This is a genomic window from Deinococcus sp. (genome assembly GCF_018260555.1).
In the GTDB taxonomy this organism is placed as follows: domain Bacteria; phylum Deinococcota; class Deinococci; order Deinococcales; family Deinococcaceae; genus Deinococcus.
This window is the reverse complement of record NZ_JAGLBB010000013.1, coordinates 1-23,076: the sequence shown is the minus strand read 5'-3', so window position 1 is coordinate 23,076 and position 23,076 is coordinate 1. Positions and strand designations below refer to the sequence as shown.

The 23,076-nt window shown below is 66.5% G+C and carries 16 protein-coding genes; 3 read left to right on the top strand and 13 right to left on the bottom strand.

Annotation, left to right across the window (positions count from 1 at the left end):
- Positions 1-314 precede the first annotated feature (314 nt).
- Complete coding sequence (rnr, locus tag QZ271_RS04165; RefSeq protein ID WP_291429272.1) at positions 315-4,901, bottom strand: ribonuclease R; 4,587 nt, start codon at positions 4,899-4,901, stop codon at positions 315-317.
- 254 nt (positions 4,902-5,155) lie between these two features.
- Complete coding sequence (locus tag QZ271_RS04160; protein ID WP_291429270.1) at positions 5,156-5,956, bottom strand: exodeoxyribonuclease III; 801 nt, start codon at positions 5,954-5,956, stop codon at positions 5,156-5,158.
- 108 nt (positions 5,957-6,064) lie between these two features.
- Between QZ271_RS04160 and QZ271_RS04155 the strand changes: the two genes are divergently transcribed.
- Entirely contained in the window at positions 6,065-6,373 is a 309-nt protein-coding gene (locus QZ271_RS04155; RefSeq protein WP_291429268.1) for a hypothetical protein, read from the top strand.
- A 120-nt stretch (positions 6,374-6,493) separates the two neighbouring features.
- Here QZ271_RS04155 and QZ271_RS04150 read toward each other — a convergent pair whose 3' ends face one another.
- Positions 6,494-7,645: an aminotransferase class I/II-fold pyridoxal phosphate-dependent enzyme gene (locus tag QZ271_RS04150; RefSeq protein ID WP_291429266.1), complete on the bottom strand. Its 1,152-nt coding sequence runs from the start codon at positions 7,643-7,645 to the stop codon at positions 6,494-6,496.
- Positions 7,646-7,816: 171 nt separating this feature from the next.
- Between QZ271_RS04150 and QZ271_RS04145 the strand changes: the two genes are divergently transcribed.
- On the top strand, positions 7,817-8,353 hold the full coding sequence (locus QZ271_RS04145; RefSeq protein WP_291429264.1) for a DUF2721 domain-containing protein: 537 nt from the start codon (positions 7,817-7,819) through the stop codon (positions 8,351-8,353).
- A gap of 198 nt (positions 8,354-8,551) precedes the next feature.
- On the opposite strand, the gene QZ271_RS04140 is transcribed toward QZ271_RS04145, so the two are convergent.
- Positions 8,552-13,198: a DNA-directed RNA polymerase subunit beta' gene (locus tag QZ271_RS04140; RefSeq protein WP_291429262.1), complete on the bottom strand. Its 4,647-nt coding sequence runs from the start codon at positions 13,196-13,198 to the stop codon at positions 8,552-8,554.
- Positions 13,199-13,306: 108 nt separating this feature from the next.
- Positions 13,307-16,762 carry a DNA-directed RNA polymerase subunit beta gene (locus tag QZ271_RS04135; RefSeq protein ID WP_291429260.1) on the bottom strand — a complete coding sequence of 1,152 codons (3,456 nt, stop codon included), beginning with the start codon at positions 16,760-16,762 and terminating at the stop codon, positions 13,307-13,309.
- Between the two features lie 368 nt (positions 16,763-17,130).
- Here QZ271_RS04135 and QZ271_RS04130 point away from each other — a divergent pair, with 368 nt between their 5' ends.
- The gene (locus tag QZ271_RS04130; RefSeq protein WP_291429258.1) at positions 17,131-17,922 is read left to right on the top strand and encodes a hypothetical protein; all 792 of its coding nucleotides are present in this window, start codon (positions 17,131-17,133) and stop codon (positions 17,920-17,922) included.
- Between the two features lie 216 nt (positions 17,923-18,138).
- Here QZ271_RS04130 and rplL read toward each other — a convergent pair whose 3' ends face one another.
- The 8 genes from rplL to QZ271_RS04090 all read right to left on the bottom strand — a co-directional run.
- Complete coding sequence (rplL, locus tag QZ271_RS04125; RefSeq protein ID WP_291429256.1) at positions 18,139-18,501, bottom strand: 50S ribosomal protein L7/L12; 363 nt, start codon at positions 18,499-18,501, stop codon at positions 18,139-18,141.
- A gap of 96 nt (positions 18,502-18,597) precedes the next feature.
- Positions 18,598-19,092: a 50S ribosomal protein L10 gene (gene rplJ / locus QZ271_RS04120; protein WP_291429254.1), complete on the bottom strand. Its 495-nt coding sequence runs from the start codon at positions 19,090-19,092 to the stop codon at positions 18,598-18,600.
- 224 nt (positions 19,093-19,316) lie between these two features.
- Entirely contained in the window at positions 19,317-20,009 is a 693-nt protein-coding gene (gene rplA / locus QZ271_RS04115; protein ID WP_291429251.1) for a 50S ribosomal protein L1, read from the bottom strand.
- Positions 20,002-20,436: a 50S ribosomal protein L11 gene (gene rplK, locus QZ271_RS04110; RefSeq protein ID WP_291429249.1), complete on the bottom strand. Its 435-nt coding sequence runs from the start codon at positions 20,434-20,436 to the stop codon at positions 20,002-20,004. Before rplK ends, rplA begins: the two co-directional genes overlap by 8 nt.
- Positions 20,437-20,655: 219 nt before the next feature.
- The gene (nusG, locus tag QZ271_RS04105; protein WP_291429247.1) at positions 20,656-21,228 is read right to left on the bottom strand and encodes a transcription termination/antitermination protein NusG; all 573 of its coding nucleotides are present in this window, start codon (positions 21,226-21,228) and stop codon (positions 20,656-20,658) included.
- Entirely contained in the window at positions 21,228-21,404 is a 177-nt protein-coding gene (gene secE / locus QZ271_RS04100; protein ID WP_189065881.1) for a preprotein translocase subunit SecE, read from the bottom strand. Before secE ends, nusG begins: the two co-directional genes overlap by 1 nt.
- Positions 21,405-21,486: 82 nt before the next feature.
- The gene (gene rpmG, locus QZ271_RS04095; protein ID WP_022800165.1) at positions 21,487-21,654 is read right to left on the bottom strand and encodes a 50S ribosomal protein L33; all 168 of its coding nucleotides are present in this window, start codon (positions 21,652-21,654) and stop codon (positions 21,487-21,489) included.
- A 776-nt stretch (positions 21,655-22,430) separates the two neighbouring features.
- Positions 22,431-23,076: EF-Tu/IF-2/RF-3 family GTPase (locus tag QZ271_RS04090; RefSeq protein WP_291429243.1), on the bottom strand; the 646-nt coding region annotated here is incomplete at its 5' end.

Here is a 23,076-nt window from a genome sequence, read left to right as displayed (position 1 = left end):
AATCCGAGCGAAGCGAGTGGGAGCAAAACGGGTTCCGGACGTGGAGCCGGCAATCCGGCGAAGTTCCGGGTTGTCAGCGAAACAAACGGAATCCGTATGAGACGGAGGGAGCGGCGCGCGGGGAATCCCCCCTGCTGCGCCGCTCCCTCTGATACAGACTGCGGCTGACTCGGTGCGGTTGCGAATCGATCCGAGTCGGAACCGCACACGTCCTTTCACGGTGTGAAGCCGCAGGCGGCGGCCTTCCCGACTGTGGAGCAGTGGAGCGCAGTCCCACACCACTGCTCTGATGGTCGGCCGGTTGGCCGCGCCTGTCAGCCCTGAGGGCCGCTACTGCCGTTGCCCCGGCGGCCCCGGCGACGGCGGCGACGTTTCGCATCGTCCGCGCTGGTCGCCGCTCCGGCCGCTGCTTCGGGCAGCTGGGACGTCACGGATTCCCGCTGGGTGTTCTGCGCGCCGCGACCACCCTGCGGACCCTGGCGGCCGTTCACGCGCTGCACCGCGCCACGGTCACTGCCGCCCCGCGTGAAGGTGCGCCCGCTGCGGTCCCCGCCCCGTTCGGCGTCCCGTTCACCCCGGCCGGGCGGGCGACCCCCACGGCCGCCCTGACTGTCCTCGGGCGGCATGTTTTCCAGCGTCCAGTCCCCGAAGTACATGCGCTGCACCGTGATGTTCACGGGCCGCAGGTGCTCGTTGCGGGGGCGTTCCAGCGTGATCACGCGGCGGTTTCCCCGGCCTGCGCTCATGCTGACGCCACCGAAAGTCCGGCCACGGCCCTCCCGGACGCCCTCCCGGCCACCCTCGCGGGGACTGCGGGCACCACGGGGCGCGCGTTCCTCCTGGGCGGGCGCGGCGGCCTGCTGCGAGGGGTCCTCCAGCGTGAACTTCCTGGGTTCGCTCACGGCGACGGTCTGTAGTTTCTCGCGTTTCTCCTGCTCGCGGTCTTCGCGGCGGCGGGCGCGCGGTTTAACGGGTGAATCCATGTCGGTCTCCTGATGAATGTCGCCCGGTCGGTAGTCCGGGCTGGTCGGGTCGGCCAGCGTGAAGTCCGTCTGGCGGGCCAGGGGGTTCACGGTCCCAATGGTCACGTGGACCGGGTCGCCCAGGCGGTACGAGCGGCCCCGGCTGCGGCCACGCAGCATCTGCGCGTCCTCGATGAACGCGTAGTAATCGTCGTCCAGGTTACTGATGTGCAGTTTACCTTCCACACCGTTGTCCAGCGCCACGAACAGCCCGCTGGCCACCACGCCCGACACGTTCCCGGTGAAGCTCTCGCCCAGGTGCTCCTGGGCCCACTTCGCCTGGTAGTACTTCGTCAGGTCGCGCTCGGCCTCGCTGGCCGTGCGTTCGCGGTCACTGGTGTGGTCGCCCATGGCCGGCAGGCGGCCCTGGAGTTTGGCGACCTCGCGGTTCCCGGCCTTCAGTTCACCGCTCAGCATGCCCTTGAGCACGCGGTGCACCAGCAGGTCCGGGTAGCGGCGGATGGGCGAGGTGAAGTGCAGGTACTCCTCGAACGCCAGCCCGAAGTGCCCCAGGTTCTCCCCGGCGTACTTGGCCTGCTGCATGCTTCTCAGCAGCAGCGTGTTCACCACGCTCTCGCGCGGCGTGCCCCGCACCTGCTTCAGGACCGCCTGGTACGCCTGCGGCGTCGGCTCCCCACCAGGGAACGAGAAGCCCAGCCGCCCGATGGCGTTCGTCACGTCCTGGAAGCGTTGCAGGGTCGGTTCCTCGTGAATGCGGAACAGCGCCGGAATCTCCCGCTGCAGCAGTTCGTGCGCCACGACCTTGTTCGCCAGCAGCATCAGGTCCTCGATCATGCCGCGCGCCGTCTCCTCGCGGATCGGGATGAGTTCCATGCGGCCGTTGGCGCCCACATCGACTTTCACCTCGCGCAGCTTGAAGTCCAGCGACCCCTCCCGCAGACGCTTCTGGCGCAGCTTGGTCGTGATTTTCAGCAGCAGGTGCAGGTCCCCTTCGAGCTGACGGGCCTGCTCGGGCAGCGTGGCCGTCGCCTCGCTGTACGCCTGCACCTCGTCGTACGTCAGGCGGGCCTTGGAGTTGATCACGCTGGGCGCGATCTGCACCTTCAGGATTTCCCCCTCGGCGCTCAACTCCACCATGGCGGTCATGGTCAGGCGGTCCTCGTACGGCACCAGGGAGCACACGCCGTTACTCAGGTGCTCGGGCAGCATGGGCAGCACGCGCCCCGGCAGGTACACGCTGGTCGCCCGGGCGTACGCCTCGTCGTCCAGCGGCGTGCCCTCGGTCACGTAATGGCTCACGTCCGCAATGTGAATCCCGACCACGAACGTTCCTTCCGGCGTGGGCTGAATATGAATCGCGTCGTCGAAATCCTTGGCGTCCCGGCCGTCCACCGTGAAGATATTGAACTCCCGCAGGTCCAGGCGACCCCTCAGGGCCTCCTCGGGAATCTGCTTGGGAATGGCGTTCGCCTGCTCCTCGACCTCGGGCGGGAACTCGCCGCGCAGGCCGAACTTCACGATCACGGCTTCCGTCTCGGTCCCGGGATCGTCCTCGGCACCCAGGACCCGCGTGACCTGCCCGAACACCTCGTCCTCGCCGGTATTCTCCGGCCAGAACAGTTCCGTGACCACGCGCGCGCCCGCCTCCAGCTCGTCCAGACCGTCGGGCAGCACCAGAATGCGGTGGCGCGCCCGGTGATCGTCGGGTCTCAGGATCGGGTGCCCGTGATGGAATTCCAGCGTGCCCACCAGGTGTTTGTAGGCGCGCTGCACGATCCTCACGACGCTGGCGCGCGGATTCCCGTCGCCCTTCTGCCCACGGCGCGGCCCGCCGCTCCGGCCCGTGTCGCCGCGCCCTTCCATGCGCACCAGCACGATGTCGCCGTTCCAGGCTTCCATGGTCTGCTCGGCCGGAATGTAGAAGTCGTCGCCGCCACTGTCCGGAACCACAAAGCCAAAGCCCGCCGCCGACGCCTGGAAGCGCCCGCGCACCAGACTCATCGCCTCGGGCAGCCCGTACGTCTTCTTGCGCGTGCGGATGACCTGCCCCTGCTCCACCAGCGATTCCAGCAGGTCCGTCAGGTCCCGCCAGTTTCCCAGGCGGCGGATGGTCTGCCGCGTAAAGGTCCGCTCCAGGTCCTTGACGTGCACCGGGCGGCCCAGCTTACGCAGCTGCGCGACCATGATGTCCCGCGCCGGGTCCGCCCCCAGCATGCCCGCGCCGTCGTCCGCCCCGTCATCCACCCCATCATCGGTCTCGTCCGGGGCGAGCCCGAGGTCCGTCCCGTCGCTCCCGGCCCAGTCCGCCAGGGGGGACTGATCATCCGGGAGGTCGTGAGGTGCGTCAGCCGGACTGCCCCTCCCGCTGGGCGGGTTCCCGGCGGCTGCCGGAGTCTCTACCGGAACCTGGGCCAGAGTCTCTTCCAGAATCTGGGCTGGAATCTGGGCCGGTGCGCCGGTCAGCTCCTGCGCGCCGGGCTGCACGCGCGGCTTGCGGCCACGCCGGGCCGGTTTCGCCGGAGCGTCGGTCTGCTCGGTCCCGGCGGCCTGCTCACCGATGGCCTCCACACCCGACAGGACGTCCGGGAGGGTCTGATGCTCGGGCAGCGCCGCGCGGCGACCACGCCCGCCCCGTCTCTTCGGCACTTCCAGAATCACGGGATCAGTCGCTGAATCCAGACTGGCAGCCTCCACATTGGCGGCCTCCACATCGGCGGCTTCCAGGCCAGTGGCCTCCAGTCCGGTGGGGGAGACGCCCTGAAGCTCCGTGAAGGAATCAGCCCCGGGCGTTTCCATGCGGGGTTTGCGGCCACGGCGCACCGGACGCACCGGCTCCTGCGCCGCGACGATCCCGCTGCCGGACTCTGTGCCGGATTCAGTGCCGGATTCAGTGCCGGACTCAGTTCCGGACTCTGTGGGCATACTCCCGGCCGGTGACTCCTTCTTCCCGGCGGGGCGTCCGCGGCCACGGCGGGGCGCGGGGGCGTCCACGACGGACTGGTCATCGGCTGATCCGGCGGCCACGTCCGGCACCGCCACCGGCAGCGGGGCGACCGGTGCGGCGGTAGGGGTCAGTTCGGCCGCAGGTGCCTCAGTGGCCGCCGCTGGGGGCATGGTGGGAGCCGCCGGTTGCGCGCGCGGTGGACGGCCACGGCGGGGCTTCACGGTCTGCCCGGCACTCTCATGGGCAGTCTCGTGGATAGTGTCAACGGCAGAGCTGAGCTCGGTGTTCACCGCCACAGACGGGTCAGCGGCCCGGCGGCCACGTCCGGACTTTGCCTTCGTGGTGTCGGCCTGCACCTGCTGGGCTGCTGGAAGGTCCACCGCACTGCTGTCCAGGCTGGTCGGGACTCCGCTGGCCTGCACGTCGGTTGCGCCGTCTGCGGTGAGCGCGCGTTTGCCACGCCCGCGTTTCACCGGGGCTTCAGGCGCTGCCGCGGCGGAGACCGGGTCCGGCTGGGCTACTGCCTGCGCCGCAGTTCTGGTGCGGCGGGAAGTGCTGGGCGCCTTCTCGGGCTTGACGGTCCCGGCGGTCTTCTTCTGTCTGGGTGAAGCCACGGTAGCCCCCGCCTGCGCGGGCTCGGCCGACGTGGCGACCTGGCTGCTGGTAGGGCCGCTGGGGGGGGTGACCTTCCGGGCCGTTTTTCTGGGAGTTTCTGCCAATGCACTCGCCTCCGGGCGGGGTTGAGCGCCGCTGGAGCCGCGGCGACCTGCGCCCGCAGGCTTCCGGGCCGCTCTGGATGGGCCGGTCGCGGCGGGCGCGTCCGGCTGGCTGGTCGTGGGGATCGTGGCGTCCGCCTCGGGTTGGGTCGCGGTCACGTCCGGCCGCTGCTTTTGCTTGCGCTGCACTTTCTGGTTGGCCCCGGCAGCGGCACTCTGAGGAGACACCGCCGGTACCGTCTTCTTCGTTTTCGGCATGGAACGTACCTGGTCAATCAGGACGCGCCCGTGGGGGTGAACTCGTTTGGGACGCGGTCAGTCTGCCTGCATCTGGCACGCGGAACACGCGCGCAACCCGCCCACGGGAACTGGGTTTTCGCTTCCTCGGGTTGCGCCTTGAACCCACCGCCCGAACAGGCAAGTGCCCCGAGCGGGCGTGGTGGGGGCGCTGTCCTGAACCCGGCAGCACGGTCAGCATAACACGCGCCGCGCCTCTCTCACCTGACCGGCCCTTACGCGCCGCTCAGCACGTACCCGCTGAGCGGCGCGTGATCGCTCAGACGCGCGTCCCGCGCCACCCGCACGTCCCGCACGGTCACGCCCGAGGCCAGCAGGTAATCGATGCGCCACCCCACGTTCTTCGCGTAGGCGCCGGCGCGGTTACTCCACCAGGTGTACTCCGCCCGGTCGCCCAGACACACGCGGTGCGTGTCGGTCAGGCCGCCCGCCAGGTGACGGGTCATCCACTCGCGCTCGTGCGGCAGGAACCCACTGTTCTTCTGATTGCCACGCCAGTTTTTCAGGTCTATCTCCCGGTGCGCGACGTTGTAATCCCCGCCGATCACCACCGGCCGCCCCCCGGTCAGCAACGCGTCCGTCCACGCCTGAAAATCCCCCAGCACGCGGTCCTTGAACCCCTGACGCTCCGGGCCGCTGCTACCGCTCGGCAGGTACACGCTCACGAAGCGCACGCCCTGCACCACCGCGCTCACCACCCGGCCCTCGGCGTCCATCTCGGGGTGCTGCATCCCGACCTGCACGTCCTCCAGACCCCGGCGCGACAGGACCGCCACGCCGCTGTACCCGGCCTTGCGCGCCGGAAACCACGCCCCCTCGTAGCCCAGGTGCGCCAGCGCGCCCGGCATGGGGTCAGCGCGCACCTCCTGGAGTAGCAGCACGTCCGGGCCCTCGCGGTCCACCCAGTCCGCCAGTCCCTTGCGCAGTGCACTGCGCAGCCCGTTCACGTTCAGGGTCGTGACCTTCAATCCGCCGCTCCGGTCCAGTGTCATGTCCGTCATCGCCCCATGGGTCATCGCGCCGGAGCATACCGCGCCCCCTAGACTCTTGGCCGCGCGTGCCTGAAGGGACGCTCAGGAAGTTCGAGCCCCCGTACCCGGCCGGTCTGTTACGCTGCACACACCATGGTCGAGATCAAGTTCCGCAACCAGGCAGACGGCAAGGAATTCGAGATGACCCACCCCAAGGCTGCCCGGGTCCTCACGGACATCCAGGTCTGGGCCGAGAAGAACGCCTACGATCACGTGGCATTCTGGCGCGACCCCGAGGACGAGCACAAGTTCTGGGTGCAGCTCGGCGACGACCGCCTCAACTACTGGATTCACGACAGCACCTTCACCGAAGGCAAGCACGAGACCGTCGAGATGCAACTGGACTACGCCCGCGGAGCGCAGCGCCGCAGCGCCGCCGGATACGGCAAGTTCGATAAGTAGGCGCGCCCGCCGGGTTGACCGGCACCCCTCCCCTCGCCTGCCCTTCGGCCGTCAATGAGGGGCTAGCCCGTCAGCAGATCGGTGTCTCCAGCACGAATGGCCTACCCCTCACCGTTGTCCTTAGCTGACCGGGACGGTGCCCAGCAGACGCGCCGCTTCCCGCAGCACCCCCGGCGGTTGAACGAGTGCGAAGCGCACGAAACCCTCGCCACCCGCCCCAAACGCCGCGCCCGGACTGAGCGCCACACCCGTCTGCCGCGCGGCCTGCAGCGCGAACGCCACGCTGTTCCGCAGGCCCGGCACGCGTGCCCAGGCGTACATGCTGGCCTGCGGTGTCGCCACCTCCCAGCCCAGTGCCCGCAACTCTGGGATCAGCGCGTCACGCCGCGCCTCGAACACCGCCGCGCCCGCCCGGCCCACTGCGTCCGGCAGGGCCAGCGCATGCGCCGCCGCCCGCTGAATGCCCAGGTACGCGTGGAAATCGATGGCCCCCTTCACGCGCGCCAGCGCCGCGACCGCCCCGGCGTCCCCCGCCGCGAACCCCACCCGGAACCCGCCCATGTGATGCGTCTTGCTCAGCGAGTGCAGCTCGATCACGCCGTCCAGCCCGGCCTGTAGCGCACTCGGCGCGCGGTACTCCCCGAAGGTCAGTTCCGCATACGGGTGATCGTGTACCAGCAGCGTGCCGCGCGCCCGGCACCACGCGGCCGCCTCCTGGAAGAACGCCACGTCCGCCACCGCCGATGTCGGGTTGTTCGGGTAGTTCAGCAGCAGCACGCGCGCCTGCACCCCCTGCGGCACGCTTCCCAGGTCCGGCAGGAACCCTCGCTCGGAGCGCAGCGGCAGCGTCAGCACGTTCAGGCCCGCCACGGCCGCCGCACCCAGGTACGGCGGGTAGCACGGGTCCGGCAGTAGCAGCGTCTCACCTGGGTCCGTCACGGCCAGCAGCAGGTGAGCCAGTCCCTCCTGCGCGCCGATCAGCGGCAAGACCTCGCGCCCGGCGTCTACCTGCACCCCGAAGCGGCGGTCCAGGTAAGCGGCCGCCGCCTCCCGCAGCGGCGCCGTATCACTGAACAGCGGATACCGGTACGTCCCGGCGTCCCGCGTCGCCTCCCGCAGTACCTCCAGCACCGGGTCCGGCGGGGGCAGATCACTGCTCCCGATACTCAGGTCAATCACGCTCCGGCCCGCTGCCCGCGCCTCACCCTTCGCCGCGTCCATCAACGCGAACACGCTTCCCGGCACCGCCCCCGCCCGACCTGACACCCACATCCCACCAGGGTAGCCCAGCCGCCCCGGCAGACCTAATACGGATTCCGATTGATTCGCTGTGGTTCTGATCGAGTCCCGGCGGAGGCGAGGAGGAACACGTCCCTTTGCGCCATGGAGCGCAGTCCGTATCAGGCCGCTGTCCTGGCCCGCCTGAGCGCGTACCCTGATGGCATGGCAGATTCAGGCCTTCAGGTTCTTACCGCTATGATCACCCCGGCCGTTTTGATCAGCGGCGCCGGGACGCTGCTCATGAGCACCAGCAGTCGCCTGGGCCGCGTGACCGACCGCGTCCGGCAGCTGACCGCCCGCTTCAAGGTGCTGGTCACCGAGGACGGCCGTCAGGAAGGGCTGGCCCGCGAGGAAAAACGCCTGATCGTGAAGCAACTCCCGCGACTCGCGCGGCGCAGCCGCATCATCGTGCGGGCCATGACCTCGCTGTACCTCGCCGTGGCGCTGCTGGTCCTGACCAGCATCCTGATCGGCAGTAGCTCCCTGCTGAACCGAACGGCGGGACTGCTGCCCATCGTGATTGCCATTGCCGGGTCGGCCTGCCTGGCGTACGGGGCGCTCCTCCTGAGTTTCGAGACGCGCCTGAGCGCCAGCACCACCCGCGAAGAAATGAAATTCCTCGTGACCCTCGGGGAACACTACGCCGGACTGTACGACGAGCGCCTGATGAAAGAGGTCGGCCAGGAACTCGACGCGTAACCACCCGCTCTCCCTACAGCTCCGGCCCCACAGCCCCGCCACGCTCCCCGCCTGCCGCGCCCCTGACGTTCACGGCGACCCTGTTTGCAGTGCGCGGTCTGGCCCGGCGCAGCATGGAAAGACCCCCACCTGGAAACGGGTGGGGGAACTTCTTTAAGTGGTGACCGGCTGTTGCCCGTCAACCCTCGTTCATCAACTTCAGTTGGTGTACGTGACGTTGTCGTTCACGACGCCGGGGCGGGTGTCGTCGTAGCTGCGGTCCCCGGTAACGGAGTCGCTGCTGGAGTTGTTCTCGCCGTACTTCTCGAGGGTGCGGTCGTCGGCGACCTGCATGTCGCGCACCGTCTGAAGGCCGGTCCCGGCGGGAATCAGTTTCCCGAGGATGACGTTTTCCTTCAGGCCGATCAGGTCGTCGACCTGGCCCTTCATGCTGGCCTCGGTCAGAACGTGCGTGGTGTGCTGGAAGCTCGCAGCGGACAGCCAGCTCTTGGTGGTCAGGCTGCTCTTGGTGATGCCCAGCAGGACGGGCTTCCAGGAGCTGGGCGTCTGGCCTTCCTCGAGCAGGTCGTTGGCCTGATCGACTTCCCAGCGTTCCACGGTCTGCCCTTCGAGCAGTTCGGTGTCGCCGCCGTCGGTGATTTCCACCCAGCGGAGCATCTGCCGGACGATCACTTCGATGTGCTTGTCGTGGACCTTCACGCCCTGGCTACGGTACACGCGCTGCACTTCTTCCACCAGGTAGCGCTGGGCGGCGTCCGTGTCCTTGTACAGCAGCAGGTCGTGGGGGTTTATGGCGCCGCGCGTCAGGGGCTGGCCGGCCTCGACGCGGTCGCCGTCCTTGACGACCATGCGCAGGCTCTTGCTGATCTTGGTGGCGGTCTTGCTGGAGTACTGATCGTCGTCGGCCTCGATGCGCACGAGGTAGCGTTCTTCCTCTTCCTCGATACGCACGGTGCCGTCGCGGTCAGCCACGGCCGCGCTGGTCTTGGGCTTGCGGGCCTCGAACAGTTCGATCACGCGGGGCAGACCCATGGTGATGTCACCGCCGCCGCTCCCGGCGACCCCGCCCGTGTGGAAGGTACGCATGGTGAGCTGCGTGCCGGGTTCCCCGATGGATTCGGCAGCGACCACGCCGACCGCTTCGCCCATACTGACGGGCTTGGCCTGCGAGAGGTCGTAGCCGTAGCACTTCTGGCACACGCCGCTCTTGACCCGGCAGTTCAGCGGGGTGCGCACGAACACGCTCTGGAGAACCTTGGCGTTCTGGGTGATGGCCTTGACGTCTTCCAGGGAGAGCATGGCGTCGGCTTCGATGGTGTGGCCATCCACTTCCACGGCGTCGGTCAGGGTGCGGCCGTAGATGCTGGTTTCGATCTCGCTGGCCTTGCGGCTGCGCCACTCGCCCGTGCGCTCGTCCACGGCGCCCAGCGGGATGGAGGTGTAGTCGGTGGTGCCACAGTCCACGTCGCGCACGACGACCTCGTGGGCCACATCGACCAGCTTGCGGGTCAGGTAGCCGGAGTCGGCGGTTCGCAGCGCGGTGTCGGCCCCACCCTTACGGGCGCCGTGGGTGCTGATGAAGTACTCCAGCACGGACAGGCCCTCGCGGAAGCTGGCGCGGATCGGCACTTCGATGGTGCTGCCGTCGGGGCGGGCCATCAGGCCGCGCATCCCGGCGAGCTGCGTGATCTGCTGCGCGTTACCACGGGCGCCCGAGAGGCTCATGATCCACAGCGGGTTGAAGGGGTAGTTCTTGCTGAAGTTGTCGAACATGGCGTTCTTGACTTCATCCTTCGTGTCGTTCCAGAGCTGCACGACCTGCTTGTAGCGTTCTTCCTCGGTCATGAAGCCGAACTCGAAGTTCTGCTCGATCTCGGCGACCTTGGCGTCCGCCTCGGCCAGGATCGCGGTCTTGGCGGGCGGGATGACGATGTCGTCGATGCCGATGGTGATGCCCGAGGTCGTGGAGAGCTTGAAGCCCGCGTCCTTCAGGCCGTCGAGCAGCCCGGCGGTCGCCTCGATCCCGAGGTGCTTGAAGCACGCCATGATCATGTCTTTCAGGTGGTCTTTCTCGTACGCCGTTTCCAGGTTCACGAGGGTATCGACCAGGGCGGCCTGGGTGCCCAGCGCCTCTTGCACGATCCGGCGGAACATCACGCGGCCCGCGCTGGTGTCGTACGTCACGCCGTTCAGGCGGATGCGCACGAAGTCCTGGTGGTCAATGGTGCCGCGGTTCACGGCCATGATCGCCTCGTCCGGGTTGGAGAAGACGTACTTCAGGCGTCCGGCGCTGGTTTCCCGGCCGTTCACGGTAATGGAGCTGTTCAGCGCGATCTTGCCGTCGTCCAGCGCGGCCAGGGCGTCCTGCTCGCTGCTGAACTCGCTGCCCGCGCCGAGGTTGTCGGTGCGCAGCAGGGTCAGCGTGAAGATCCCCAGGATGATGTCGCGGCTGGGCTTGACGTTCGGCTCGCCGTTCGCGGGGGACAGCAGGTTGTGCGAGCTGAGCATCTGAATGCGCGCTTCGGCCTGCGCCTGTGCGCTCAGGGGAACGTGGATGGCCATCTGGTCGCCGTCGAAGTCGGCGTTGAAGGCTTCACAGACCAGCGGGTGCAACTGGATGCTTTGACCCTCGACCAGCACAGGCTCGAAGGCCTGGATGCCCAGTCGGTGCAGGGTGGGCGCGCGGTTGAGCAGCACGACCTTGTCCTCGATGACCTCTTCCAGGGCGTCCCAGACGGTGTCACGGGTGTCGCGGTAGCGTTCGAGCATCTTGCGGGCCTGCTTGATGTTCGTGACCTCGCCCTTCTCTTCAAGCACCTTGAACAGGAACGGCTTGAACAGTTCGAGCGCCATGCGCTTGGGCACACCGCACTGGTGCAGTTTCAGCTGCGGGCCGACCACGATCACGGAGCGGCCGGAGTAGTCCACGCGCTTACCCAGCAGGTTCTGACGGAAGCGGCCCTGTTTCCCGCCGAGCAGGTCGGTCAGGGAACGCAGCGAGCGGTCGGAACCGGGGTTGGTGACGGGACTGCCGCGGCGCCCGTTGTCGATCAGGGCGTCCACCGCCTCCTGAAGCATGCGCTTCTCGTTGCGGATGATCATGTCCGGCGCGCCCTGGCCCATCAGTTTCTTCAGGCGGTTGTTGCGGTTGATCAGGCGGCGGTACAGGTCGTTCAGGTCGCTGGTCGCGAAACGGCCGCCGTCCACCTGCACCATCGGACGCAGGTCCGGGGGCATGACGGGCACGGTGTTCAGGATCATCCAGCTGGGGTGGTTGCCGCTGCGTTTGAAGGCGCGGGTCACTTCCAGGCGCTTGCGGGCCTTGGCGCGCTTGTGACGGCTGGAGTCCTTCATCATCTCGTTCAGTTCGACTTCCAGCTCGTCGAGGTTCAGGTCGTCCAGGAGTTCCTTGACGGCCTCGGCGCCCATCTTCGCTTCAAAGTCGTACGACTCGATCACGCGGACCTGCTTGCGCACCAGGTCGATCTCGATGCGGCCGCTGATGTCGCTCTTGAGGTTGCCACTGTCGGCGAGTTCATCGCCGGGCTCGACGCGGTCCCCGTTCACGACCAGAGGCTCGTCCTCGTAGGTGTACACCTTGGCCTTGCTGACGATGATGCTGGCAGGGTTGTGCAGGGTGATGACACCATCGGCCTGCGCGATGACTTCCTCTTCCTTGTCGATGGCCCCGATGATCTTCTGGCCCCGGCGCACGTCGCTGCCGTCTGCGGTCAGAACGTGCATCTGCGGCTGGATGCCGTGCTCGGCGCGGCGCGTCCAGTGCGCGGTGACGGTCACGTCCCCCTTCTTCTTGGGGAAGGTGACGGCCGACAGGCGGCTGTCACGACTGACGCGCAGGCGCGTTCCCGCCGCCGCGTCGGCCAGGACGGCTCCCTCCTCGACGATCTCGCCAGGCACGACCTGCACGTTCATGCCGTGAGGCACGTACACGCGGCTCAGGACCTCGCCCATGGGCGCGGGGGTCTCTTCCTCGTCCTCAGTGGCGGGCGTGGCGGCCAGGGTCTCGCGAATCTCGACCATGACGCTGTCCTCGCCCATCTCGTGCAGGAACACGGTGCCTTGAACCGGAGCAGTGATCTGCACGTCGGCTTCGAGTTCCGCCAGGATCTCACCGGCGCGGAAGGCGTCCTGTTCGACGAGCGCGTCGGCGGGCAGCGGCAGGCTGGCCTCGACTTCCTCGGCGTACGCGATCACGGCGCGGCGCGGGAAGCGGTACTGCGCCAGGCCGTCCATCTTGCTGACGACCGTGCCGCCCAGCACCTGGCCGCGCGTGACGTACTCGCCGTCACGCACCTCGGCTTCCACGCCGCCGGTCAGGGTGTACGTCTCCTGGCGACCGAAGCGCAGTTCGCGGTACTCGTCGTCGCTGAGCAGTTCGCCGCGCTTGAGCGGGCGGCCGTCCTTCTGCGCGTTGCGGGGCGTGGTGACCAGGAAGGAGCTGAAGTACAGCACCTTCTCCAGCTGACCGGCCGACAGGTCCAGCAGCGTACCGATCTTGCTGGGCGTGTCCTTCACGTACCAGATGTGCGCGGCGGGCGTCGCCAGGTCAATGTGACCCATGCGGTAGCGGCGCACCTTGCTGCTCGTGACTTCCACACCGCAGCGCTCGCAGACCTTGCCCTCGTAACGCTGGCGCTTGTACTTCCCGCAGGCGCACTCGTAGTCCTTCTGCGGCCCGAAGATACGCTCGTCGAACAGACCCTCACGCTCGGGCTTCAGGGTGCGGTAGTTGATGGTCTCGGGTTTCTCGACCTCACCGAACGACCACTCGCGGATCTTCTCCGGGCTGGCGATGGCGATACGAACTTTGCTGAAATCTTTCATTCGAACTCCTTCGGAGTTGTTGATGGAGGATGGGGGATAGTTGATGGATTGACGTGTCGGTTGCTCTGTCAACCATCAACTATCCACTCTCGACCGGTGCGCAGCGCCTTAGCGCTTGGGCATCATGCCTTCGAAGATGTCGACGTTCTTGTCGTGCGTGTCGAGCACCTCGACATCCAGGCCCAGCGAGTGGAGTTCCTTGACGAGCACCTTGAACGACTCGGGGATGGTGCTGCCCGACACTTCCTCACCCTTGACGATGCTCTGGTACGCGGCGTCGCGTCCGTCGATGTCGTCGGATTTGATCGTCAGCATTTCCTGCAGGACGTGCGCGGCGCCGTACGCTTCGAGCGCCCACACTTCCATCTCGCCGAAGCGCTGACCACCGAACTGCGCCTTCCCGCCCAGCGGCTGCTGGGTGATCAGCGAGTACGGGCCGGTGCTGCGGGCGTGCAGTTTGTCTTCCACCATGTGGTACAGCTTCATGACGTACATGGTGCCGACCACGACCGGGCCGCTGATGGGCTCGCCGCTCCGGCCGTCGTACAGGACACTCTTGCCGGTACGGGCCAGTTGCATCTGCGCTCGCTCGTAATCGCCGCGCGGTGCGTCGACAACGCCGACCTTCCCGGCGCGGTCGAGGACTTCCTGCTCGCGCTTGTCGAGTTCGAAGCCGTCGTCCTTGCGGGCCTGGAGGCGTTCCGCCGCAGCGACCTCCAGCATTTCCTTGATGGCCGCCTCGGTCACGGAGTCGAACACGGGCGTTTCGAACTTCTGACCGGTCAGGCGGGCCACTTCACCCAGGTGGGTTTCCAGGATCTGCCCCAGGTTCATGCGCGAAGGCACGCCCAGCGGGTTGAACACCAGATCGACGGGGGTGCCGTCTTCCAGGTAGGGCATGTCCTCGGGGGCCATGATCTTGGAGACCACGCCCTTGTTCCCGTGGCGGTTGGCGACCTTATCCCCGACCTGCAACTGGCGTTTCTGGGCCACGTACACGCGCACCATTTCACGCACGCCGGGCTTGAGGTCCACGCCCTCGTCGCCGCGCCGGAAGCGCACGGTCTTCACGACAATCCCGCCCTGGCCGGACTGCACGCGCAGGCTGGTGTCCTTCACTTCGCGGGCCTTCTCACCGAAGATCGAGCGCAGCAGGCGTTCTTCCGGGGTGGGTTCGCTTTCACCCTTGAAGCTGGTCTTGCCGACCAGAATGTCACCGGGTTTGACTTCGGCGCCGACGCGCACGATGCCGTCCTCGTCCAGGTCGCGCAGGGCCGCTTCCGAGAGGCCCGGGATGTCACGGGTGATCTTTTCCGGCCCGAGCTTGGTGTCACGCGCTTCGATCTCGTCTTTCTCGATGTGCACGGACGTGTAGAAGTCCTTGCGCACCAGGCCCTCGCTGATACAGATGGCATCCTCGAAGTTAAAGCCGTCGAAGGGCATGATCGCAATGGTGATGTTCTGACCGAGCGCCAGGCGGCCCAGGTCACTGGCGGGACCGTCGGCGATGACCTGCCCGGCCTTGACCATGTCACCGATATCCACGATGGGGTGCTGGTCGAGATTGGTGCCCTGGTTACTGCGGGTAAAGCGCACGGTCTCGAAGGTGCGGACGTTCCCGGCGCTCAGGCCCAGGTCGGCGGCGTCCTCGGTCAGCGTGACCTGGATGACGCGGGCGTCCACGTAGGTGACCTTGCCGGTCACGTCACTGACGACGCTGGTGCCGCTGTCGGTGACCACGCGGCTCTCGACGCCGGTCCCCACGGCGGGGCTGTCGGCGCGCACGAGCGGCACGGCCTGCGACTGCATGTTCGAACCCATGAGCGCGCGGTTGGCGTCGTCGTGCTCCAGGAAGGGAATCAGGCTGGTGTTGATCGACACGATCTGCTTGGGCGACACGTCCATGAAGTCCACTTCTTCAGGGGTGTACCAGAGGGGATCGCCCTTGCGGCGGGCCAGCACGCGCTCGTCACTGAAGGTGCCGTCGGCGTTCAGCGGGCTGTTGGCCTGCGCCACGGTGTAACGGTCCTCGATGTCGGCGGTCATGTAGACCACGTCACTGGTGACCAGTCCGTTCTCGACGCGGCGGTACGGAGCCTCGATGAAGCCCAGGTTGTTCACCTTCGCGTAGCTGGCCAGACTGCTGATCAGGCCGATGTTGGCGCCTTCGGGCGTCTCGATCGGGCAGATACGGCCGTAGTGGGTACGGTGAACGTCACGCACGTCGAACCCGGCGCGTTCACGGGTCAGGCCGCCCGGCCCGAGCGCGGAGATACGGCGCTTGTGGCGCAGGTCCGACAGGGGGTTGGTCTGATCCTTGAACTGGCTGAGCTGGCTGCGCCCGAAGAATTCGCGCATGGCCGCCACGATGGGGCGGTTATTCACGAGTTTGGTGGGGGTGGCGGCGTCCGGGTTGCCCAGCAGCATGCGCTCGCGCACGCCACGCGCCATGCGGCCCATGCCGACGCGCAACTGGTCGGCCAGCAGTTCGCCCACGGTGCGCACGCGGCGGTTCCCGAGGTGATCGATGTCATCCTCGCCGACCGGCACTTCATTGATCACGCCATCCGCGTCGGCCATGCCCACGGTTTCCTTGCCGTGCTGCAGCGCCATCAGGTAGCGGATGGTGTCCACCAGACCGGCGTCCGAGAACTTGCCGTCCTCGAAGGTCAGCAGGGTGCGTTCTTCACGCTGCACGCCCAGTTTGGTGTTCATCTTGAAACGGCCGGGCTCGCCCAGGTCGTAGCGGCGCGGGTCGGCCAGCAGACCGTACAGGTATTGAATGGCCTTATCACGCTTGGGCGGATCGCCGGGGCGCAGCACTGTGAACAGGCGCAGCAGGGCCTCGTCGGCTCCCATGCCCGCGCTCTTGTCCTCGGGCAGTTCCATGTCCGGCTCGAACTCCGTGAACAGCGACTTGAGGCTGGCGTCGTCGTACCCGAGGACGCGCAGCAGCATGGCCACGGGGAACTTGCGCTTGTTGACCTTCATTTCCAGGATGCCGCCCGCGAACTCCAGTTCGATCCAGGGGCCGCGCTTGGGCATGGGAATGATCGCGCCGGTGTACATCTTCTTGATGCCCTTGTAAGACGAGGTGAAGTACACGCCGGGGCTGCGGTGGATCTGCGAGATGATCACGCGGTCCGCACCGTTGATGACGAAACTGCCATCCTCGGTCATCAGGGGCAGGTCGCCCAGGAACACCTGATCTTCCTTGATCAGGCCGCTGTCCTTGTGGATCAGCTGCAGCTTGGCGTACATGGGCGCCTGGTACGTGACGTCCTTCTCACGGCATTCCTCGGGCGTGTAGGGCGGCTCGCCCAGACGGTACTCGAGGTAATCGAGCACGAGTCCCGTGCTGCGGCCCTTCTCGGTCTCGTCAATGGGGAAGACTTCTTTAAAGGCGCTTTGCAGGCCCACGTTCTGACGCTGCTCCGGGGCCTTGTCGGCCTGAAGGAACGCGCGGAACGAGTTCACCTGGATTTCTGTCAGGTTGGGAAGGGGAATCACTTCCGCAATGTCACCGAAACGCTCGATGCGGGGTTCTTTACCGGTCAAACTCATGTCCACCTCGCACGCACCCTGGGTCGAACGCTGCGCCTTCCGGGGCTGGAAAAGGCGCAGGCGGAACGCGCAACCCTTCCGGTCGCGGTCCCTGAATAAACGCTTAGTTTTGCAGACCCGTTCGCCGCAACTAGCTCCTGCCCGACCCATCATGGTCAGCACAGGACAGTATAGACCCACTGTGCATGACAGGTCAAGTTCCCGGAAGGCTCGCGCCCGGTCTGTGGTGCCCAGAAGTATGCCGCAGCCGCCCCCCAGAATCAATCGACCTGACGCACCCCGCCCGGCCTCCCGTAGGGGTCCCGGCAGGCGCTGACCTTGCCTTCAGATTGGCAGTCTGGCCCGCCTCCACTCCGTAGAATAAAGCCGTGGACGCCCTGCAACCCTATCTGCCCCTGATCTACACCATTCTGCGCGGACTGGCCGTCGTCGGCCTCGTTCACGCCCTGATCACCCGGCAGCCACCGTACTGGATGCTCACGCTGGGATTCGCCGCGTTCCTGGGCGGCATCTTCAGCATGGTGTTCTCGCTGGTGTACGTGTTCACGGTCCTGATCCCCAGCCTGCGCGGCGGCACACGGGTGGCCGGGAAGGCCGTGGCGCGCGGCGTGGAATCCCTGAAGCCACTGGACCTGCGCATCCGCGAGGCGCACGCACAGTTGCAGGACAGCGATACCCTCCAGAACCGCGCTGACCTGGCCGCCCTGCAGGCCCGCGCCGGACGCCCCGACGACGCACAGGCCACCCTGGCGCCCCTCCTGAGCGGCATCTACGCCGACGATCCCGTCGTGCTGCTCACCAGCGCCGAACTGGACCTCGCCCGGCAGGAACCCGGCCCGGCCGCCGCGAAACTCAACCGCGTGGACCTGAAAACCAGCGCCGCCACCCGAACCCGCACCCTGACCCTTCTGGCCCAGGCGCAGGACGCCCAGAACCTCCCTGAAACCGACCAGACCTACCGCGACGCCATCACCGGCGCCACCACCGAGGAACCCCGCGTCCGCTACGCCGCGTACCTGATCCGGCAGGGCAGGGAAGACGAAGCCCGCGCCCTGCTCGGCGCCCTGGCCAAAACCGAGCAGAAGGCCAGCCGCCTCTACCGCCGCCAGGAACGCGAATGGTTCCAGATGGCAGCGGGCCTGAGGAAAGAGCTGAAATGATCGTCGCCTCGCAGCTACTGCCGGGTGCCCGGACGCCTGCTGCACGGCAATCGGCGGGCCGGTGGCGCAACGGCGCCTGCACGGCTGGCGGCAGGGGTGGGCTGCGGGTGCTGGCCCCCTCGGCACCGCAGCGCTGAATCTGCACTAACCGGACGTGGCCGGGCACGGAAAAACCCCCAGCCGAAGCTGGGGGCCTGCACTCCCGGTGAAGGGGACTTACTTGAGTTCGACGCGGGCGCCAGCAGCTTCGAGCTGGGCCTTGATCTTCTCGGCTTCGTCCTTGCTGATGCCTTCTTTCAGTGCGCCGCCCTTCTCGCTCATGTCCTTGGCTTCCTTCAGGCCCAGGCCGGTGATGGCGCGGATTTCCTTAATGACGTTGATCTTGCTGGCGCCAGCGTCGATCAGAACGACATCGAACTCGGTCTTCTCCTCAACGGCAGCGGCGGGGCCAGCAGCGGGGCCAGCGGCGACGGCGGCGGTGACGCCCCAGGTTTCCTTCAGACCGTCGATGAGGTCCGCGAGTTCCATGATGGTGAGCTGGCCGAGCTGGTCGATAAGAGCCTGTTTGTCGTAAGCCATGATGTATTCCTCCGAAATTGAAATAGGTGCTTGAGATGGTGAAGCGGTGAAGGACGGTCGGGTGGCATGAGGCCGCAGCCCGGACCGTTCAGGCGTTCAGGCCTGTTCTTCGAGCTTGGTCTTGTACGCTTCGAGGACGCCCACGAAGTTGCTGAGGTGCGCGCTGAGCACGCCCACCAGCTCGCCCTGAAGGCTCTGCTTGCTGCCCAGGCTGGCCAGACGCTCGACGACTTTCACGTCGACGCGGTTGCCTTCGACAAAGCCGGCCTTGATGGTCGGAATGCCCTTGTCGTTGGCTTTGGCGGCCTCGCTGAGTGCCTTGGCGACCCCGGCGGGGTCTTCCTGGGCGACAACGATGGCGCTGGGGCCTTTCAGAGCGTCGGCAAAGTCACGGCCGCCGTCCTGAAGAGCGAGGTTGATCAGGGTGTTCTTGGCAACAATGAGTTGCCCGCCCTTCTCGCGGATGTCTTTACGCAGTTTGCCCAGCTGGCCGGCGGTCAGGCCCTGGTAATCGACCACGTAGAACGTGTCGACGCCCGTAAGGCTGCCCTTGAGGCTGCTGAGGGTCTGCTGGTTCTTGTCGTTCGCCACGCAGTACCTCCTAGATGGGAACAAGTCCAGGTGCAGTACTCGTCACCTGACAACTCGGCGGGATGTTTAAACCTGGCAAGGGTCCCCGCTGTCATGGATGCCTGAAAAGAAACGGATTGGAAAGGTGCGAGAAGTGCACCGGGGTGCCAGCGGTAAGGTGAAGCTCGGTGGGTGCAGCCGGGTGGGAACCTGGTTCCCCGTGAGGGCAACGGTTCCCGGGGAGCTTAGCCCTGCGACAGGCTCAGCGGAATGCTGGGGCCCATCGTGGTGGTCAGGAAGGCGCTGCGCAGGAACACGCCTTTGGCGCTGCCGGGCTTGGCAGCTTCCAGCGCGCTGACGAGCGAAGCGTAGTTCTCGCTCAGGGTGCCGGGCTCGAAGCTGGCCTTCCCGATGGGCGCGTGAACGACGCCGGTCTTGTCGTTACGGAACTCGATCCGACCGGCTTTCAGGCTCTTGACCATGCCGGCCACGTCGGGACCGACGGTGCCGCTCTTGGGGTTGGGCAGCAGGCCGCGCGGCCCGAGCAGACGCGCGAGCTTCTGGCCGACGGCGGCCATCATGTCGGGGGTGGCGACGACAGAGTCGAACTCCATGAACCCACCGGCGATGCGGTCGATCAGCTCGTCGCTGCCGACCACGTCGGCGCCGGCGGCTTCGGCGGCCTGCACGTTCTCACCCTTGGTGATCACGGCGACGCGCACGCTCCGGCCGGTGCCGTGGGGCAGGGCGACCGTGCCACGCACGTTCTGGTCGCTCTTGCGGGGGTCGATGCCGAGGCGGAAGTGCACCTCGACGGTCTCGTCGAACTTCGCGGTGGCGATGTCCTTGACCAGTGCGGCGGCCTCGTCGATGGTGTACTGCTTGGTGCGGTCCACCTTGGCGATCAGCGCCTCGTAACGCTTACCGTGCTTAGGCATTCGGGGCCCCCTCGATGGTCACGCCCATGGAGCGCGCGGTGCCGGCGACCGTGTTCGCGGCGGCTTCGACGCTACCGGCGTTCAGGTCGGGCATCTTGGTCTTGGCGATTTCCAGGACCTGATCCCAGTTGAGCTTGCCGACCTTGGCCTTGTTAGGGGTGGCGCTGCCTTTTTGCAGGCCGGCGGCCTTGCGGATCAGGTAGCTCATGGGGGGGGTCTTGGTGATGAAGGTGAAGGAGCGGTCGGCGAAGATGGTGATCTCGACGGGGATGATCGCGTCACCCTTGTCGGCCGTCATCGCGTTGAACGCCTTCGTGAACTCCATGATGTTCGCGCCGTACTGGCCGAGCGCGGGACCCACGGGGGGGGCCGGAGTGGCCTTCCCTGCCGGGAGTTGCAGTTTCACTACACCTGCGACTTTTTTCATCTGTTCCTCCTTAGCTCCCCCTGCCGCGCCGCCTGAAGGAGACGGGTCGGGGTGCTGACGCTAAGTTCTGCGCTTCCGCCCTTGGGTGGATTGACAGCAACTTTTCGATTTTACTGCCTTGTGCTGCGTTTGCCAAGGTGCGCGTCCCGCAGGGGTCGGGCGTGCAGCCCGAAAAAGCCCAGCGGGTCGTGCGCCGCGGCGTCTGGGCCGCGCTGGAACTTACTTGGCGACCTGACTGAAGTCGAGTTCGACCGGCGTTTCACGGCCGAAGATGCTGACCAGCACCTTGACCTTCGCCTGCGGAATGTTGACTTCGCTGATCACGCCGCTGAAGTCCGCGAACGGACCGCCCGTGACGCGCACCATGTCGCCCGCCTTGAAGTCGATCTTCACGCGCGGCGCTTCCTCAACCACCGGCTGCGCGGCCACACCGACCGAGGCCAGCAGACGCTGCACTTCCTCGGGCGACAGGGGCACGGGGCGGGTGGCCGTTCCGACGAAGCCGGTCACGCCGTTCGTGCCGCGCACGACTTCCCACGACTCGCCCAGCTCGCCGGGCGCGTCGTCGTCCTCGATGTCCATCTGCACGAACACGTAGCCGGGGAACAGCTTGCGTTTCACGGTTTCTTTCTTGCCACCGTCACGGAGTTCCACGGCTTCCTCGGTGGGTTGAAGCACCTGGAAGATTTTCGTGCCGCGCATACCGAGTTTGCTGGCGCGGTCCATCAGGTGCTGCTCCACGCGGTCTTCCTGACCCACGTAGGTGTGCACGGCGTACCATTCAATACCCATCAAAGCACCGCCCGAATCAGGTTGCTGAACAGCAGGTCAAGCGCGTACACGATGAGGGTCAGGGCAATCACGAAGATCACCACGGCCTGGGTTCCCTCCAGCACCTGCTGGCGGGTAGGCCACGAGACACGCGACAGTTCCGCGCGCGAGTCACGGAAGTACTGAATCAAGTTCATGCGTTCACCTGCGCAAAGAGAAAGAGTCGACACCGGACTGCCGGGCCGCTGCCATCAGGCCGCGCACGCCCGGCAGGGGACATCAGACCTTCTTTTCCTTGAAGACAACGTGCTTCTTGGCCACGGGATCGTACTTCCGCAGTTCCATCTTGGCCTGCGTGTTGCGGCGGTTCTTGGTGGTCGTGTAGTAGAAGCCGGTGCCTGCGCTGCTTTCCATTTTCACGATGATGCGGGGGCCGTCTTTCGCCATGATGTTGCTCCTTCGCAGTCCCTCTGTCCGGGGGTCTGCTCCCAGCGTTCCTGTTTGGTGGCCCTTGTGCCGCGGTGGGCGTCCGGACCCGCTGGTAAAAGCCCGCCTTCTGGCGGGCAACATTTCAATTATAGAGAATCCACGGTCGGGTGTCCACCATGCCCGGCAGCCGGGTCGGTAAACCGCCGACGCAGACGGCGTTGTTACGTGCCCGATCCTTCTGGGCTCACATCGTCCCCTATCCGGCCCCCCAGGTTTTTAGGTCCTGAGCCAATTCCATGAGTGGTGCTGCCATCGGGTAGAAGGTCTGCACGAGGTCCAGGTTCATGACAGACAGCTCCCGCGCGCCCTACAGCGCGGAAAACAAAAGTCTGCCCACTTGGGTTCTGCAACAGAAAGCGCCTGCCCGTAGGTGCGAAGGACCAGCGGCGGCCGCGGGGTGCGCGCACAGCATCAGGGTCTTGCGGAAGCCGATGCACAGGGGGGTGGCCGAGGTGTTCCTCCCTGCCAGTCACGCTCAGCCACCCGGTTCAGCCCCCCGCAGGCTGTCCGGGCCTGTCGGCAAAACATACACGCGCTTGTCAGGGCTAGCCGTGCCTACGAAGGACAGGTGCTCCGTACCGGTGAACGCCCGCACGTGCTTGCTGATACCCGGAAGCTGTCTTGCCACAGCGCAGGAGAATAGCGCCACCGGGGAGTGCAGGGCCAGATACGAATAAACCAGACATGCACAGAAAGGGGAGGCCCGAAGGCCTCCCCCGTTGTGCGTGTCTGGATTACTCCAGGACCTTGGCGACGACGCCGGCGCCGACGGTACGGCCACCCTCGCGGATCGCGAAGCGCAGGCCTTCTTCCATCGCGATCGGCTTGATCAGCTCCACCACGAACGTGATGTTATCCCCCGGCATCACCATCTCCACACCCTCCGGCAGTTCCACCACGCCCGTCACGTCCGTCGTCCGGAAGTAGAACTGGGGACGGTACCCGCCGAAGAACGCGCTGTGACGCCCGCCTTCATCCTTGCTCAGCACGTACACGCTCGCTTCGAACTTCGTGTGCGGCTTGATGCTGCCCGGTTTCGCCAGCACCTGACCGCGTTCCACGTCGTCACGCGCCACGCCGCGCAGCAGCACGCCCACGTTGTCCCCCGCCATGCCGCTGTCCAGCAGCGTGCGGTGCATTTCGATCCCCGTGACCGTGGTCTTCTTCGTGTCGCGCAGACCGATGATTTCCACTTCGTCCTGCACTTTCACCACGCCACGCTCCACACGGCCGGTCGCGACGGTGCCGCGTCCGGTGATCGTGAACACGTCTTCCACGGGCATCAGGAAGGTCTTGTCCGTGGCGCGTTCGGGGGTGGGGATGTAGCTGTCGACGGCGTCGAGCAGTTCCCAGATGCGGTCCACCCAGTTGTTCTCGCCG